1 protein-coding gene is annotated in these 506 nt (G+C 35.4%); it reads left to right on the plus strand.

The window, feature by feature from the left end; translation table 11 throughout:
- Positions 1 to 30 precede the first annotated feature (30 nt).
- The gene (locus tag L1S31_RS14860; protein WP_236465566.1) at positions 31 to 381 is read left to right on the plus strand and encodes an immunity protein Imm33 domain-containing protein; all 351 of its coding nucleotides are present in this window, start codon (positions 31 to 33) and stop codon (positions 379 to 381) included.
- The last annotated feature ends 125 nt before the right edge of the window (positions 382 to 506 follow it).

Consider the following 506-nt stretch of genomic DNA (forward strand, 5'->3'; position numbering starts at 1 on the left):
TGAGTAATTGGCTCGAAAACTCAACAAAAAATGAACGACTGGAATTCTTACCTGGAAGAACAAAAGAAAATCTGCAAAGAATATGATTCGTTGTGGAAACCAATTAACAAAGATTTGAAAGTTGGAATCTCAACAGACTTGAATTTAGAACCGTTGAATGGTTTGCGTCATAACTCAGAAGACGGAACAACTGGTTGGTTTATTTGGTCTGGAGAATATGAAGAAAGAGAAGATTTCTTCAAACCAATTTGCGCTGAACATTTAATAGAAAAAAAGCCAGAAGTAATTAAATATCTTGGGCTGGACGTTGGTTTCAGATTTCTACTTGGAAAAGAAAATTATGAAGATGTGTGGTTCGACAAAAAGATAAGTGAGATATAGTGAACGCCAACTACTCATAACAGCGGTTTCACGCAATAGCTGGTTTTATCTTTCTTAGCCGGAAACTACTCAAAAGGAAAATTGCATATATTTACAATTAACTATAAAGTTGCCGCTACTGCGTG

It is taken from the genome of Flavobacterium wongokense (assembly GCF_021608265.1).
In the GTDB taxonomy this organism is placed as follows: Bacteria; Bacteroidota; Bacteroidia; order Flavobacteriales; family Flavobacteriaceae; genus Flavobacterium; species Flavobacterium wongokense.

Coding starts and splice junctions, on each gene's coding strand:
- L1S31_RS14860 (WP_236465566.1), top strand. CDS start 31: ATGAACGACTGGAATTCTTACCTGGAAGAACAAAAGAAAATCTGCAAA.